The organism is Haliea sp. (assembly GCF_040221975.1).
Classification (GTDB): domain Bacteria; phylum Pseudomonadota; class Gammaproteobacteria; order Pseudomonadales; family Halieaceae; genus Haliea.
The window spans coordinates 356,309-371,601 of sequence record NZ_JAVJWR010000033.1 but is presented as its reverse complement, the minus strand read 5'-3'; the positions used below and the strand labels follow the sequence as shown (position 1 = coordinate 371,601).

Genomic DNA, 15,293 nt, shown 5'->3' with positions numbered 1-15,293 from the left:
TACGTGCGGTGATTGGCAGACGCGTTGTAGTCACAGGCCTCGGCATGGTCAGCCCCGTGGGGTTGAATGTCGATGAGACCTGGGCAAATATTCTTGCGGGCAAGAGCGGCGTTGCGCCGATAGTCGATTTCGACGTCGCCTCCTACACAACCCGTTTCAGCGCCAGTGTCCGGGGCTTCGATCCCGCGCCCTATTTCAGTGACAAGGATGCCCGCAAAATGGATATCTTTGTCCAGTTCGGCATGGCTGCAGGTATCCAGGCCATGCTCGATTCCGGCCTCGAAATCACCGAGGGGAACGCGGACCGGGTTGGCTGTGCCATCGGCTCCGGCATTGGCGGCATTGGCCAGATCGAGAAGAATTCCGAGATCGTTGCCAATTCCGGCCCGCGCAAGGTTTCTCCCTTCTTCGTCCCCGGCTCCATCATCAACATGATTTCCGGCAATCTTTCAGTGCGCTTCAATATGCGGGGGCCGAACCTCGCAGTGGTAACCGCCTGTACCTCCGGTACCCATAACATTGGTCTCGGTGCGCGCCTGATTGCCCTGGGCGATGCGGATGCGATGCTGGTGGGAGGTGCGGAAATGGCGACCACTCCGGTCGGGCTCGCCGGGTTCGCTGCCGCCCGCGCGCTGTCCACTCGCAACGATGATCCCGCCGCAGCCTCGCGCCCCTGGGATCGCGACCGCGACGGGTTTGTGCTCGGTGACGGCGCCGGCGTCCTGATGATTGAAGAGTACGAGTCCGCCAAGGCTCGCGGCGCGCACATCTATGCGGAAATCAGCGGTTTTGGCATGAGTGGCGACGCCTACCACATGACCCTGCCGCCGGAAGACGGTCGCGGTGCAGCGGCTGCAATGCGCAATGCCATTCGCGACGCCGGTGTGGCCATTGACCAGATCGATTACATCAATGCACACGGCACCTCCACCAATGCGGGCGACCTGGCGGAAAGTCGCGCCATTGAGGCTGTGCTGGGTACTGCGGCCGAAGCGGTAGCGGTGAGTTCGACCAAGTCCATGATCGGCCACCTGTTGGGCGCCGCCGGGGCAGTGGAGGCGATTTTTGCCATTCTCTCGCTCCGGGATCAGGTTGCCCCACCGACCATTAATCTGGACAACCCGGACCAAGGCTGCACCCTCAACTACGTTCCCCATACTGCCCAGGAGCGTCAAATACGCTACGCACTGTCGAATTCCTTCGGTTTTGGTGGCACCAACGGGTCGTTGTTGTTCAGTCAGCCTGGCTGACGCCGCGCGGGTGGTGGGCGAGGCCAATACCAATACCTGGATTGACGGCGTCCCAGCTGACGCGTTACCCCTTCCTGATCGCGCTTTTGCCTATGGCGACGGTCTGTTCGAGACCATACTGCTGCGTGGCGACCGGCCCCTGTTGCCTGAGTTCCACCTCGACCGCCTGGGGGCGGGCCTGCAGCGTCTGCACTTTCCCGATTGCCTTGAGTCCGTGCGCAAGCACCTTGCGCAAGCCGCGGCCTCCAGTCCTGATTCGTCTCCCTTCCGGGTGCTGCGCCTTACGGTCAGTCGCGGCCCCGGGCCGCGAGGTTACGCGCCTCCAGCGGACTGCCGGCCAAGGGTGATCATCAGCGTTTCGGCGCTCGCGAGTGATCCCACCGAGATGGCAGCTCCGGCAAACCTCGGAGAGACTGCGGTGCGCTGGGCGCGCCAGCCCCTGTTGGCGGGTCTCAAGCACCTCAACCGGCTGGAACAGGTGCTTGCCGCTGCCGACTGTGATGCGCAGGGCACTGATGAAGTCCTGTTGCTGGAGCAGTCTGGTGCGCCCCTGTCGGTATCTGCGGGCAACCTGTTTCTGGTTGCGGGCAAGAGTCTGTTGACGCCGGTGCTGAATGAAGCCGGGATCGCCGGCACCCGGCGCCGCCTGGTACTGGAGCGGCTCGCCACAGCCTGCGGATTACGGGTAACGGAGTCGCGCCTGGAGCTGTCACAGCTGCTGGGAGCGGACGAATTGTTCTACTGCAATACGGTTGTCGGCTTGCGCCCCGTGGCGGCGTTTCGCGACCGCCGCTGGCGCCGGCACCCGGTAACCCGGGACCTGCATGCCGCGTATGTGGAGTGCCTGCGCGAGTGAAAGACAGGGCGCGGATCCTGTTGACGCTTGCGCTGGTGGCAATGGTGCTGACGGCACTGGTGGCACGCGAAGTGGTACAGCGCTGGTCGGCTCCGCTGAATCTGCCCGAGAACGGATTGGTAATGAGTGTGCAGCCCGGCGACAGCCTGCGCAGCGTTGCCAGACGCCTGCATGACCAGGGCGTCCTTCCCCACCCCGAGTTGCTCGTCGCCTGGGCGCGCTACCATGGCCTGGATGCACGCATTCGTCGCGGCGAATACCGGCTGGTCCCCGGGCTGAGCGCAGAATCGTTGCTGGACCTGCTGGTCAGCGGCCAGGTGATTCAGTATCAGGTGACCCTGCCGGAAGGTATTGTTCTCAGCCGGGCCTTGGCAATCCTGGCCGCGGAGCCGACGCTGGAGGCAGTGCTCGACGGTACCGATGACCCGCGTCTGCTGCAGCTGGTGGCGCCACATGAGGCTCCCGAGGGGCTGTTTCTTCCCGAATCCTACCGTTACGAGCGCGGTGCCAGTGACCTCGATATACTCCGTCGCGCTCACGATGCCCTGCAGCGGGCCCTGGCTGCCGAATGGGAGCAGCGTGCGCCGGACCTGCCCTATGCCACGCCCTACGAGGCCCTGATAATGGCGTCCATCATCGAGCGCGAGACCGGTGTGCCAGAGGAGCGCGAGGAAATTGCGGGCGTATTTGTGCGGCGGCTGGAGCTCGGCATGCGGCTGCAAACAGACCCGACCATCATCTATGGTCTCGGTGAATCCTTTGACGGCAATCTCCGACGCCGGCATTTGCGCGATGCAGGCAATTTGTTCAATACCTATCGCCACGGCGGTTTGCCGCCGACGCCCATCGCATTGCCGGGCAGAGCTGCGATTCACGCCGCGCTGCAGCCCGCAGCTGGTGACGCCCTGTTTTTCGTCGCTCGCGGCGACGGTACGCATGAATTCAATGCCACCCTTGAAGGCCACGAGCGGGCTGTGCGTAAATATCAGTTGCAGCGACGGGATGACTATCGCTCGACACCAGGGACGCAATAGCAATGCAAACAGGACGCGGCTTGTTTATCACTGTCGAAGGGGGCGAGGGCGCCGGCAAGTCCACCAATATCGCCTGTATCGCCGCCTACCTGGAGAGCCACGGAGTAGAGTTGGTGGTTACCCGTGAACCTGGCGGCACCCGCCTGGGTGAGGAGATTCGCGATGTTTTGCTGCGGGTTCGCGAGGAGCCCGTCGCGCCAATGGCGGAACTGTTGCTGTTGTTTGCGGCGCGTGCCCAGCATCTGCAGCAGGTTATTCAGCCCGCCCTGGCGGCCGGTCAGTGGGTTATTTGCGATCGCTTCACCGATGCCAGCTACGCCTACCAGTGTGGCGGGCGGGGGATGCCGGCATCCGCGGTGCGTACCCTGGAGACGCTGGTGCAGGGCGAGCTGCGCCCGGACTACACCCTGTTGCTGGACGCGCCGGTGGAAACCGGCCTGGAACGGGTGCGTGGCAGGGGTGAGCTGGACCGTTTCGAGCAGGAGCAGCTGGCGTTCTTTCAGCGGGTACGGGACACCTATCTGCAATTGGCGCGGGAAAGCAGTGGTCGCTACCACCTGGTTGATGCCAGCCTGCCGCTTCCTGAGGTACAGGAGCGCCTGCAGGAAATCTGCGAGGAGCTTTACGCTTGCTGGCGACCGCGACACCCGGGGCGGCCATGAACCTGCTTGAGCTGCCACCCATCAGTGCCCCATTGCCCTGGCAGGGTGAGGCCTGGAATCGTTTACAGGAACAGCTGGAATCAGGGCAACTGCCGCACGCGTTATTGTTGGCGGGTCCTGCGGACATTGGCAAGGCGCGCCTGGCGCTGGCGCTGGCGCGCCTGCTGCTGTGCCATGCGCCGGTGGCGGGGCACAATTGCGGCACCTGTCCGGGTTGCCGCTACAGCCAGTCCGGCAGTCACGGCGACTTTCGCTGGCTGCAGCCGGAGGGCAAGAGCAAGGTCATCAAGATTGAACAGATTCGGGATGCCGTGGCCTTCGCGTTTCGCACCGCCAGTTTCGGCAGGCGCAAGGTGCTGGTTCTGGCACCGGCCGAGGCCATGACCACGAACGCCGCCAATGCCCTGCTCAAGTGCCTGGAAGAGCCCGCCGGCGACACCCACATCATTCTCGCTTGCGAGCGGCTGCAGGGCGTACCTGCCACGGTGCGCTCGCGCTGTCAGCTATTGAAATTGCCGCTGCCACCCACGACGCAGTGCCTGCCGTGGCTGGACCACCTGACCGGAACACGCGAGGCCAGTGCAGACCTTCTGCACCTGGCCGCAGGCATGCCGCTGCGGGCGGAACGCCTGTACCGTGAATCGGGTAGCGACAGTCTGCAGGCGCGGCATGCGGGCCTGCAGGCACTGGCGGCCGGTGAACCCGCGGTTGCCCGGGTGGTCTCGCTCTTCAGTCAGCTGGATCTGGCGCTGGCACTGGAGGAAATTGCGCTATTCCTGCAGCAACATCTGCGCCAGCAGCGCGCCGCCACACTACCGGATTGCCGCGACCATTTTCATTTGCTGGATCGCCTGCAAAGACTGCGTGGAGCCGTTGCCGCCGGCTCCAACCCGAATCCACAGCTGGTGCTGGAGAGTGCCCTGATGGGCCTGCGTGACTGCTTTGGCAAGCCGCAGGGCAATGCTACTATGGCGACTCGGACCGGGGGGATACAAACATGAGTGATACAGCTGCAGGCAGTCGCAACGGCATTCTGTCGCTCACCATCAAGGACAAGGCGGTACTCTATTCCGCCTACATGCCGTTTCTCAATAACGGTGGACTGTTCGTGCCCACCAACAAGAGCTACAGCGTCGGCGACGAAGTCTTCATGTTGCTGACCCTGATGGACGAGCCGGAAAAGATCCCGATCTCCGGCAGGGTGGTCTGGGTCACACCGCGAGGCGCCCAGGGCAATCGCACGGCGGGTATCGGGGTGCAGTTCAGTGAGCAGGATGCGGTCGCCAACAGCAAGATCGAAAACCATCTCGCGGGATCCCTCAGCTCCGACAGACCCACCCACACCATGTAGCGGCAGCAAAAAAATGGGTCCCGAAGGGGACCCAAGAAGACCATTAGGAGTGAAACACAAAGGGATTGCTTCCCTGTAGGAGCAAAAAGGGACTCCTGCGACCGTTAGCTAAATTCAGGGATGTAACGGCCACGACATAAGTATCGTCGATCAGTGGTAATTTTCCACATGAAAGCGGCGGATTATTAGGCTAATTCGGAATATATTGCTTGATTCACGCTTCGAAAAGTAATAAGGGCTCTCTTGGCCGTGTCTTCTGAATTCCTCTCTGGTGTGGTGGAGGGGTTTTACGGGCGTCCCTGGGGCCAGCAGTTGCGGCTGGATTATGCGGATATCTTGTGCCAGCTCGGCCTCAACAGCTTCCTCTACGCCCCCAAGGCTGACCCTTTCCTGCGCAGGCAGTGGCAGAATGACTGGCCCGCAGCCGAATGGCGACAGCTGCTGGAACTGAGTCGCCACTATGCCGCTGCAGGGCTGCGCTTTGGTATCGGCCTGTCACCTTTTCAGCTCTACGCCGGCTATGGCACGCTGGAGCAGCGGCGCCTGCGGGGCAAGATCCAGCGGCTGAACGAGCTGGAGGCGCCCCTGCTCGCGGTACTTTTTGACGATATGCCCGGCGACCAGGCAGACCTCGCCGGGCGACAGGCTGAGATCGTGGCCGACATTGAGCACTGGACCACGGCCGCCCGGTTACTGGTCTGTCCGACCTACTATTCATTTGATCCGGTGTTGGAGCGGCATTTCGGCCCGCGGCCGGCATCCTACTGGGCGGAACTCGGCCACCTGCTGCCCGCTGGGGTCGACGTGTTCTGGACCGGCAATGAAGTCTGTTCGAAGTCCATTCTGGCCCGGGATGTGGCGCGGGCGCGGGCGGCGCTGGGGCGGCCTCTGGTACTGTGGGACAACTATCCGGTGAACGACGGCGCATTGCGCAGTCGCCACCTCTATCTGGAGCCGCTGGCGCAGCGTCCTGAGTACGCAGCCGACGCACTGCGCGGGCACTTCTGCAACCCGATGATCCAGGGGCTGTGCTCAGTGCCGGCCCTGCTGGGGCTGGCGCGGCTGTATGCCGGGGAGAGGGCGGCCGGCGACGATGTTCCCGGCGCAATCCTTGGCGCGGCTGCCTGGCAGCAGTTGCAGCGCGACAGCGCCCTGTTTCGCGATCAGGGGCTGGATATGCCGGAGAAGCGCCGCAGTGATCTCGAGGCTCTCTACCGCACACTGCCGGGACCCGCAGCAGTCGAAGTGGTGCGCTGGCTGCGCGGCGAGGATGCTTTTGACCCTGCCTGCCTGACCGATTGATCGCCACCGGCTGTGTCTGCGGTGAATGCCTGCGCGGTTGTGTAGAGGCTGGGTTTGTGGCAGAATCTGCGCCCTTGTGAGAGCTCCAGATTGCGCGTGGACGGGGCGTTTACCCCTGAAGAATCAAAAAGTTACGGCGTGTTTGCAGGATTATTCCAGCATGCCGACCGGGCGCAATGGTAGTTTCCCTACAGGCGGAAGTGGCGAAATTGGTATACGCGCTGGATTTAGGTTCCAGTGCCGCAAGGCGTGAGAGTTCGAGTCTCTCCTTCCGCACCAACTTGCCGTGACCTTGCCCCGGGCAAGGTTGCACCAGATGACCGGGCGCCGTGGCGCCCTCTACCGATTGGATTGTGAGGAATAAGCATGCAGGTGTCCATTGAAACGACTTCAGGCCTGGAGCGACGTTTGACCGTGGGTGTTCCCGCCGCGCGCGTTGACAGCGAGGTCGATTCCCGGCTGCAGAAAGCGGCCCAGAACGTGCGCTTGCCAGGCTTTCGCCCGGGCAAGGTGCCGATGAAGGTCATGCGCCAGCGCTTCGGTGCCGGCGTGCGCCAGGAAGTGCTTGGCGAGGTCATGAGTCGTTCCTTCCAGGAGGCGGTAGTACAGGAAAAGCTGCGCCCTGCCGGCCAGCCCAGCATCGAGCCGCGGAACCTGGAGCCCGGCAGGGACCTGGAGTACGTGGCGACGTTCGAGGTGTTCCCGGAAGTGGAAGTGGTCGCCATGGCCGGTTTCGAGGTGACCCGGCCGGCGGCGGAGGTCACCGATGCGGATATCGACACCATTATTGATGTGTTCCGCAAGCAGCAGGGTAGCTGGGACGAGGTGCAGCGCGCCGCCGCTACTGGCGACCAGGTCAATATTGACTACACCGGCACCCGCGATGGCGAACCCTTCGAAGGTGGCAGCGCAGAGGGTGCTGACCTGGAACTGGGCTCCGGGCGCATGATCCCGGGCTTCGAGGATGGTATCGTCGGCATGCAGCCAGGGGAAGAAAAGACCCTGGACCTGAGTTTTCCCGATGACTATCACAACGAGGATCTGCGCGGGGCCGCCGTGGAGTTTGTGGTCAAGCTCAACAGCATCAAGGAATTGACCCCGGCACCACTGAACGACGAGTTGTTCAGGCTCTATGGCGTGGAAGAGGGAGGTGAGGAACAATTTCGCAAGGAAGTTGCGGAAAATATGAGCCGGGAGCTCAAAAATGCCGTAAACAACAAGGTCAAGCAGCAGGTGATGGACGCGGTAGTTGAAGCCCACAAGGCGCTTGAGGTTCCCCGGGCGCTGGTTGCCCAGGAAATAGACGCGCTCCGCGGGCAGATGTTCCAGCAGTTTGGCGGCGCCGCACCCGAGGGGCTGGATCTCAAGTCGATACTTCCCGACGACATGTTCCGGGACAACGCCGAGCGCCGCGTCAAGCTGGGCCTGATCCTCTCCGAGATGATCAACAAGCACGGCCTCAAGGCGGATCCCGCCAAGGTGCGTGCAACCATCGAGGAATTGGCCGCCACTTATCAGGACTCGGAAGAGGTTGTTAACTGGTACTATGGGAACCCGGACCAGCTGGCGTCGGTAGAGTCCAAGGTGCTGGAAGACAGCGTCGTGGAAAAACTGCTGGAAGACGCCAACATCACGGAACAGGCCTGTACCTACCAGGAAGCGATCGCCCAGGCGCAACAGAACCAGGGCTGACCCAAGACCGGGCACCACCGCAGGTGGCGCCCGCCAGATTGATAGCCAAGGAACAGTCGACCATGTCAAACCTGCCAGACGGCCGTAACAGCAACACCATCAGCAACCTCGGTTTGATCCCGATGGTTGTGGAGCAGACCGCCCGCGGGGAGCGCTCCTATGACATCTACTCGCGCCTGCTCAAGGAGCGGGTCGTATTCGTGGTGGGAGCGGTTGAAGACCACATGGCGAACCTGATTGTGGCCCAGCTCCTGTTTCTCGAATCCGAGAACCCGGACAAGGATATCCACCTCTACATCAACTCGCCCGGGGGCTCGGTTACCGCGGGGATGTCGATCTACGACACCATGCAATTCATCAAGCCGGATGTCAGCACCATGTGCATCGGTCAGGCGGCGTCAATGGGGGCTTTCCTGCTCGGTGGCGGAGCCAAGGGCAAGCGCTTCATCCTGCCCAATGCCCGCACCATGATTCACCAGCCCAGCGGCGGTGCGCAGGGCCAGGCCTCGGACATCGAGATCCACGCCCGTGAGATTCTCATCATTCGCCGGCGGCTCAATGAACTGATGGCCGAACACACGGGTCAGACGCTGGAAACCATAGAGCGCGACACCGAGCGCGATCGCTTCCTGAATGCGGAGCAGAGCAAGGAATACGGTTTGGTCGACGAGGTCATCAACCGCCGGGCTGCGGCGGCGAAGTAACTGGCCCCTATCTCCACAGCGGTTCCGCGGGACTTGCAAATGGTGGGAAAAAACATCATCTTTGAATAAGGTGAGTTGGCAGAATACACGGACCACAGGGCAGAGCATGACTAAAGACACCACAAAATCAGGCGACGACGGTGGCAAGCTGCTGTATTGCTCATTTTGCGGCAAGAGCCAGCACGAAGTACGCAAGTTGATTGCCGGTCCATCGGTGTTCATCTGCGATGAGTGTGTGGATCTATGCAACGACATCATCCGCGAGGAGGTGCAGGAAAGCAGCAGTGAAGCCAAGCGCGACAACCTGCCGACGCCGCACGAGATCAAGGCCATTCTCGACGAGTATGTGATCGGCCAGCAGCGTGCCAAAAAAGTACTTTCTGTCGCTGTCTACAACCACTACAAGCGTCTGCGCCACGGCCAATCCAGTACCCGCGGTGAAGACGTCGAACTCGGCAAGAGCAATATCCTGCTGGTGGGTCCAACCGGCAGCGGCAAGACATTGCTGGCCGAGACCCTGGCCCGGCTGCTGGATGTGCCCTTCACGATTGCCGACGCGACCACGCTGACCGAAGCGGGCTATGTGGGGGAAGACGTCGAGAACATCATCCAGAAGCTGTTGCAGAAGTGCGACTACGATGTCGAGAAAGCCCAGGTAGGTATCGTCTACATAGATGAAATCGACAAGATCTCGCGCAAGTCAGACAATCCATCCATCACCCGTGACGTTTCCGGGGAGGGTGTGCAGCAGGCGCTGTTGAAGCTTATTGAAGGCACGGTCGCGTCGGTGCCGCCGCAGGGCGGGCGCAAGCACCCACAGCAGGAATTCCTGCAGGTGGACACCTCCAATATCCTGTTCATCTGTGGCGGCGCCTTCGCCGGTCTCGACAAGGTTATCCGCAACCGTTCGGAAAAGGGCGGTATCGGCTTCAATGCCGAGGTCAAGAGCAAGGACGAGCGCCGCAATGTTGGCGAGTTGCTGTTCGAGCTGGAACCCGAGGACCTGGTGCAGTACGGCCTGATCCCGGAGTTTGTCGGCCGCCTGCCAGTGATCGCGACCCTGGAAGAACTGGACGTGCCGGCTCTGGTGCAGATTCTTACCGAGCCGCGCAATTCCCTGACCAAGCAGTACAGCAAGCTGTTCGAGATGGAGGGCGTTGAAGTCGATTTCCGCGAGGACGGTTTGCGCGCGGTGGCAGAGCGCGCCATGGAGCGCAAGACCGGGGCCCGGGGGCTGCGCTCCATCCTCGAAGGGGTGCTGCTGGACTCCATGTACAACATCCCTTCCCGGAGCGATGTCAGCAAGGTGGTTATCGACGAATCCGTGATTCGCGGCGACTCGGAGCCCCTGCTGGTCTACCAGAATCACGAACCCGCTCCCCGGACCGCCTCCAAGGACGACTGAGTGCGGTCCGCCCGGCGGCCGCATTTGTCCGCCGCTGCCTCGGCGGCTTGTGTTTTCTGGAGGCGCCCCCATCTATGGGTCAGGCGTGACCATTTCTAACCCGGAGATTCCTATGGGTTCATCATCTGTTGTTGATCTTCCTCTGCTGCCCCTGCGCGATGTCGTTGTGTACCCGCACATGGTATTGCCGCTGTTTGTGGGGCGCGAAAAATCCGTCGAGGCGCTGGAAGACGCCATGGCCGGTGGCAAGCAGGTCCTGCTGGTAGCGCAGCGCAATGCCGCCGACGACAATCCCGGTGTAGACGACATCTACCAGGTGGGTACGGTTTCCAACATCCTGCAATTGCTCAAGCTCCCTGACGGCACCATCAAGGTATTGGTGGAGGGCAGTTACCGGGCTGTGATTGATAACGTCGATGATGAAGGCCGCTTCACTGTGGCCGGTGTGCGGGAAATCGAAAGTGAAGAAATCCCCGACGACGAGGCCGAGGGGCTGCTGCGCTCCACCGTCTCCCAGTTCGAAAAATACGTAAACCTGAGCAAGAAAGTTCCCGCGGAAGTGCTGACCTCCCTCTCGGGCATCGACGAACCAGGACGGCTGGCAGATACCATCGCCGCCCACATGAGCGTGGACCTGCAGGAGAAGCAGAAGATCCTGGAGGTGGCCCAGGTGCGTGCGCGGCTGGAACATCTGATGGGCCTGATGGAGGCGGAAATCGACCTGTTCCAGGTCGAAAAACGCATCCGCGGCCGAGTCAAGAAGCAGATGGAGAAGAGCCAGCGCGAGTATTACCTGAACGAACAGATGAAGGCGATCCAGAAGGAGCTGGGAGATCTCGATGAAGCTCCCAGCGAACTGGATGACTTGCAGGCACGCATTGAAGATGCGCGCATGCCCGACGAGGCCAGGACCAAGGCGCTGGCGGAGTTGAACAAGCTCAAGATGATGTCGCCCATGTCCGCCGAGGCATCGGTAGTGCGCAGCTACATCGACTGGATGGTCAGCGTGCCCTGGTCCAAGCGCAGCAAGGTCAAGCATGACCTGAAGCGCGCCTCGACCATTCTCAACGAAGACCACTTCGGACTGGAGGAGGTCAAGGAGCGTATCCTCGAATACCTGGCGGTACAGAAGCGCGTGCGCAAGGTCAAGGGCCCGGTCCTGTGCCTGGTGGGTCCGCCCGGGGTCGGCAAGACGTCACTGGGTGAATCCCTCGCCCGTGCCACCAATCGCAAATTTGTGCGCATGGCGCTGGGCGGAGTCCGGGACGAAGCCGAGATTCGCGGCCACCGCCGTACCTATATTGGCTCAATGCCCGGCAAGCTGCTGCAAAAAATGTCCAAGGCCGGGGTCCGGAACCCGCTGTTCCTGCTCGACGAAATCGACAAGATGGGCATGGATCATCGGGGTGACCCTGCATCGGCGATGCTGGAAGTGCTGGATCCGGAACAGAACCACGCCTTCAACGACCACTACCTCGAGGTCGACTATGACCTCTCGGATGTCATGTTCGTCTGTACCTCCAATACCATGAACATCCCCGGTCCGCTACTGGATCGCATGGAGGTCATTCGTATCCCCGGCTATACCGAGGACGAAAAGGTCAACATTGCCGAGCGTTACCTGATCCCCAAGCAGCTGCGGCAGAACGGTCTGGCCAAGGACGAGGTCAGCATTGCCGAAGGTACCGTGATCGACATTATTCGCTACTACACGCGGGAAGCCGGGGTGCGGTCACTGGAGCGGGAGATTGCCAAGATCTGCCGCAAGATGGTCAAGCGCTTCGCCCTCAATGAGGTCGACTCCGATACCGTGGTGACGGCGGAGATGCTCCCGGATCTGCTCGGGGTGCGCAAATTCAACTACGGGATTGCGGAAGACGAGAACAAGATCGGGCAGGTTACCGGGCTCGCCTGGACGTCGGTCGGCGGTGAATTGCTCACCATCGAGGCCGCGTCCGTGGCCGGCAAGGGCCGCTATGTCAAGACCGGTTCCCTGGGCGATGTGATGCAGGAGTCCATTCAGGCGGCGACCACGGTGATCCGCAGCCGCTCGCAGATGCTGGGTATTCCGGCATCCTGGCATGAAAAACATGACGTCCACATCCATGTCCCCGAAGGGGCGACCCCCAAGGACGGCCCCAGCGCCGGCGTCGCCATGTGCACCGCGCTGGTCTCGGTCTGTGCGGGAATCCCGGTGCGCGCCGATGTGGCGATGACCGGGGAGATTACCCTGCGCGGCGAGGTGCTGCCCATCGGTGGTCTCAAGGAAAAGCTTCTGGCAGCTCGCCGCGGCGGCATCAAGACCGTCATCATTCCGAAGGAGAATGAGCGCGATCTCAAGGAAGTGCCTGACAATATCAAGCAGGACCTGCAGATCCGGCCGGTGAAATGGATTGACGAAGTGCTGGCTATCGCCCTGGAGCAGATGCCGGAACCGCTGACCGACGAGGAGTATCTGGCGCCGGCTCCGGGTACCGGGCAGGATAGTGGCCAGGGCGAGAAAAACCGGATTAATACGCACTGAAACAGGGGTTTCGGTTGACCCTGAGTTGAGCTCTGGTATACAGTCGGAGCCCTGAATCCAGCGGTGTTCCTCCCTGTTGCGGCGTCTTTGGGCGCCCGGGATGGGTCACCCGGAAACACTTTCTGGTGCATTCCGCCGTACCATGAATTTGGTCGCGCTTTGCCGCGGCTACACTGAGCGACACTTTGTCAAATAACACTCCAAGGGGATATTTGTGAACAAGACCGAACTTATCGATGCCATTGCCGCCGCCGCTGACCTGCCCAAAGCTTCCGCCGGCCGTGCCCTCGACGCTGTTGTAGACAGCATTACTGAAGCGCTTGGCAAGGGCGACCAGGTGACGCTGGTGGGCTTTGGCACCTTTGCCGTAAAACACCGCGCCGCACGTGAAGGCCGCAACCCGCAAACCGGGCAAAGCATCCAGATCAAGGCGTCCAATGTCCCCGGCTTCAAGCCCGGCAAGGCGCTCAAGGATGCAGTCAACACCTGAGTCACAATGTCAGGGACAGGCCCCCGGCCGGTAACCCGCAGTTTCCGGCTCCGCCAGTGATGTTGTAACTGTCCAGGGAAAGGCGCACTCAAGGGTGCGCTTTTTTGTTGATACACAGTGGAAAAATGACCCATGCTTCAGGATATTCGCAAGAGCACCCAGGGAACCGCCGCCAAGGTTGTAATCGGCCTCATTGTCATTTCCTTTGCCCTCTTTGGTATCGAATCGATTCTTCTGGGTGGCGGTGGCAACAGCGTCGCGGAAGTCAACGGTGAATCGGTCACTCCCCTGGAACTGCAGCAGGCGGTGGATACCCAGCGCAGGCAGCTGATGGCGATGATGGGGAATGACCTGGATCCGGAGCTGCTGGATGAGCAGCGCCTGGGCGCTCGGGCGCTGGAGGGTATCATCAACCGCAAGCTGTTGATGCAGTCCGCCCGTGCGCTGGACCTGACTGTATCCGAGGCGGAGCTGGGAGCTGTTATCGGTGGTATGGAGCAGTTCCAGATCGACGGCCAGTTCTCGCCGGAGATGTACAGGAGCCTGCTGGCGTCCGCGGGCTATACGCCCGGGACCTTCAAGCAGGCGTTGCAGGATGACCTGGTGCTGAACCAGCTCCGCTCGGGGCTGGCAGGCAGCGATTTCGCGACCTCCGCCGAAATGGCGCTGAACGCCCGTATCCTTGCCGAACAGCGCGACATTCGCTATCTGACGATCCCGCTGGAGCCGTTCCTCGGTATATCGGAGCCCGATAGCGCCGAGATTGAGGCCTGGTATCAGGCCAATGAGGAGCGCTTCATGACTCCCGAGTCGGTCGTGCTTGATTATGTCGAATTGACCCTGGAGGATTTCCGCGAACCGGTGGCGGAGCGTGATCTTGAGGAAGAGTACCGGATCGAACTCGGCAGCTACCAGTACCAGACCGAGAATCGGGTGGCGCATATCCTTCTGCAACAGGCCAGTGGCGAGAGCGATTCCGAGTTCGCCGGCCGCGTCGAAGCAGTGCAGGCGGCGCTGGATGCGGGCGAGGAGTTTGCGGCGGTTGCCGCAGAGCGTTCCGACGATATTGGCTCGGCAGGTAATGGCGGTGATCTCGGTTTCAGTGCCGGCGATGCGTTTCCCGAAGAGATGGAAGCAGCTATTGCCGAGCTGGACGTCAACACCATTTCCGAGCCAGTTGTGACCGAGGCTGGCACCCACTTCCTGCTGGTAACAGAGCGCCGCGAGGCCGACCCGCCCAGTCTTGCCGAAATGCGCCCGCAACTTGAGGCGCGCCTGCAGGATCGCGACGCCCGGGTCGCGCTGCTGCTGGCAGTGGAACAACTGCGTGATCTTGCATTTACCGCGAGCAACCTTTCGCGACCGGCGGAGGAACTGGGTTTGGAGGTCAAGCGTAGCGGCCCCGTAACCCGTGACCAGCAAGCCGGTCCGCTGGCAGCGCCCGCGATTTTGCGCGCAGCTTTCTCGGAAGATGTTCTCGAGTTGGGGCACAACAGCGAGGTCGTTGAACTCAGCGACGACCGTTTTGTTGCTGTGCACCTGCATCAACACAACAAGCCCGAGTTGCAACCGCTCAAGGCGGTGCGGGAAGAAATCGTTGCGGCACTGACCCGGGAGCGGGCGCAGGAAGCACTTGAGCGCGCCGCCGAGACAGCGGTCGCGGCATTGGCTTCTGGTGAAGACACGGTCGAGGCCATTGCGCAGCGCGAGGGCTACGAGTGGCAGGTTGAAATCGGGGCGCGACGCGACAATCGCACCGTGCCAGGCGCAGTGCTGGAGCGCGCCTTCAGCCTGCCGGCGCCTGCTGCCGGACCGGTAGTTGACTATGTTGTCGAAGCCTCGGGCGATGCCCGGGTACTGCAGCTGGTGCGGGTCGAGGCCGGCGAGCTGGCCAGCTTGCCGCCAGAGCAGCAAGAGAGCCTGCGGCAGCGTATCGGCGGCGAGTTTGGGGCCGTGCTGCAGGTTGAACACGAGCAGGCCCTGCGTGCCGACGCCGAGATTTCCGTTCTTTGACGCCAACTGA

Annotated in this window: 13 protein-coding genes and 1 tRNA gene; all 14 read left to right on the top strand. The window is 61.7% G+C overall.

The window, feature by feature from the left end; translation table 11 throughout:
- Positions 1-8: 8 nt before the first annotated feature.
- The 14 genes from fabF (at position 9) to RLO07_RS16675 (ending at position 15,283) form a co-directional block, all read left to right on the top strand.
- Positions 9-1,250, top strand: a complete 1,242-nt coding sequence (gene fabF / locus RLO07_RS16740) for a beta-ketoacyl-ACP synthase II (protein WP_462293285.1) — start codon at positions 9-11, stop codon at positions 1,248-1,250.
- Positions 1,251-1,263: 13 nt separating this feature from the next.
- Entirely contained in the window at positions 1,264-2,106 is an 843-nt protein-coding gene (pabC, locus tag RLO07_RS16735) for an aminodeoxychorismate lyase (RefSeq protein ID WP_462293284.1), read from the top strand.
- Entirely contained in the window at positions 2,103-3,140 is a 1,038-nt protein-coding gene (mltG, locus tag RLO07_RS16730; RefSeq protein ID WP_462293283.1) for an endolytic transglycosylase MltG, read from the top strand. The genes pabC and mltG overlap by 4 nt, the downstream gene beginning before the upstream one ends.
- Positions 3,141-3,142: 2 nt before the next feature.
- The gene (tmk, locus tag RLO07_RS16725; protein ID WP_462293282.1) at positions 3,143-3,802 is read left to right on the top strand and encodes a dTMP kinase; all 660 of its coding nucleotides are present in this window, start codon (positions 3,143-3,145) and stop codon (positions 3,800-3,802) included.
- The gene (gene holB, locus RLO07_RS16720) at positions 3,769-4,803 is read left to right on the top strand and encodes a DNA polymerase III subunit delta' (RefSeq protein ID WP_462293281.1); all 1,035 of its coding nucleotides are present in this window, start codon (positions 3,769-3,771) and stop codon (positions 4,801-4,803) included. Before tmk ends, holB begins: the two co-directional genes overlap by 34 nt.
- Positions 4,800-5,153, top strand: a complete 354-nt coding sequence (locus tag RLO07_RS16715) for a PilZ domain-containing protein (protein WP_462293280.1) — start codon at positions 4,800-4,802, stop codon at positions 5,151-5,153. Before holB ends, RLO07_RS16715 begins: the two co-directional genes overlap by 4 nt.
- Positions 5,154-5,402: 249 nt before the next feature.
- Complete coding sequence (locus RLO07_RS16710; protein ID WP_462293279.1) at positions 5,403-6,455, top strand: beta-N-acetylglucosaminidase domain-containing protein; 1,053 nt, start codon at positions 5,403-5,405, stop codon at positions 6,453-6,455.
- 194 nt (positions 6,456-6,649) lie between these two features.
- Positions 6,650-6,734 (top strand) — tRNA-Leu (locus RLO07_RS16705).
- Between the two features lie 87 nt (positions 6,735-6,821).
- Positions 6,822-8,147, top strand: a complete 1,326-nt coding sequence (tig, locus tag RLO07_RS16700; protein WP_462293278.1) for a trigger factor — start codon at positions 6,822-6,824, stop codon at positions 8,145-8,147.
- Between the two features lie 62 nt (positions 8,148-8,209).
- On the top strand, positions 8,210-8,851 hold the full coding sequence (gene clpP / locus RLO07_RS16695) for an ATP-dependent Clp endopeptidase proteolytic subunit ClpP (RefSeq protein WP_462293277.1): 642 nt from the start codon (positions 8,210-8,212) through the stop codon (positions 8,849-8,851).
- A gap of 106 nt (positions 8,852-8,957) precedes the next feature.
- Positions 8,958-10,256 carry an ATP-dependent Clp protease ATP-binding subunit ClpX gene (gene clpX / locus RLO07_RS16690; protein ID WP_462293276.1) on the top strand — a complete coding sequence of 433 codons (1,299 nt, stop codon included), beginning with the start codon at positions 8,958-8,960 and terminating at the stop codon, positions 10,254-10,256.
- Positions 10,257-10,368: 112 nt separating this feature from the next.
- A complete protein-coding gene (lon, locus tag RLO07_RS16685; protein ID WP_462293275.1) occupies positions 10,369-12,780 on the top strand; it encodes an endopeptidase La in 2,412 nt (803 codons plus the stop codon).
- A gap of 214 nt (positions 12,781-12,994) precedes the next feature.
- The gene (locus tag RLO07_RS16680) at positions 12,995-13,270 is read left to right on the top strand and encodes an HU family DNA-binding protein (protein WP_462293274.1); all 276 of its coding nucleotides are present in this window, start codon (positions 12,995-12,997) and stop codon (positions 13,268-13,270) included.
- A gap of 132 nt (positions 13,271-13,402) precedes the next feature.
- A complete protein-coding gene (locus RLO07_RS16675; RefSeq protein ID WP_462293273.1) occupies positions 13,403-15,283 on the top strand; it encodes a SurA N-terminal domain-containing protein in 1,881 nt (626 codons plus the stop codon).
- Positions 15,284-15,293: the final 10 nt, after the last annotated feature.

Coding starts and splice junctions, on each gene's coding strand:
- clpP (WP_462293277.1), top strand. CDS start 8,210: ATGTCAAACCTGCCAGACGGCCGTAACAGCAACACCATCAGCAACCTC.
- clpX (WP_462293276.1), top strand. CDS start 8,958: ATGACTAAAGACACCACAAAATCAGGCGACGACGGTGGCAAGCTGCTG.
- lon (WP_462293275.1), top strand. CDS start 10,369: ATGGGTTCATCATCTGTTGTTGATCTTCCTCTGCTGCCCCTGCGCGAT.
- RLO07_RS16715 (WP_462293280.1), top strand. CDS start 4,800: ATGAGTGATACAGCTGCAGGCAGTCGCAACGGCATTCTGTCGCTCACC.
- tig (WP_462293278.1), top strand. CDS start 6,822: ATGCAGGTGTCCATTGAAACGACTTCAGGCCTGGAGCGACGTTTGACC.
- tmk (WP_462293282.1), top strand. CDS start 3,143: ATGCAAACAGGACGCGGCTTGTTTATCACTGTCGAAGGGGGCGAGGGC.
- RLO07_RS16675 (WP_462293273.1), top strand. CDS start 13,403: ATGCTTCAGGATATTCGCAAGAGCACCCAGGGAACCGCCGCCAAGGTT.